Raw genomic sequence first — 207 nt, forward strand, 5'->3', positions numbered from 1 at the left:
CTTGTAGAGAACGTGATAGGAATGTTAAAGCGGTTCAAAATTATCTCAGATCGTTATCGAAATAGGAGGAAAAGATTTGGATTACGCTTTAATCTTTTAGCAGGATTATACAATTATGAACTTAAAAATTAGGTTTCAGAAGAACTCTAATATAAAATGAATGCGCCGATAACCAAATCGAGGTCTTTCAAGAGCCACTGCTTTAAT

1 pseudogene is annotated in these 207 nt (G+C 33.3%); it reads left to right on the plus strand.

The features are described 5' to 3' along the window. Positions 1-132, plus strand: a pseudogene (locus tag TY19_RS00385) (IS5/IS1182 family transposase); the annotation flags it as partial. Positions 133-207: the final 75 nt, after the last annotated feature.

The sequence above is a fragment of the Candidatus Protochlamydia sp. R18 genome (assembly GCF_000648255.1).
Classification (GTDB): domain Bacteria; phylum Chlamydiota; class Chlamydiia; order Chlamydiales; family Parachlamydiaceae; genus Protochlamydia; species Protochlamydia amoebophila.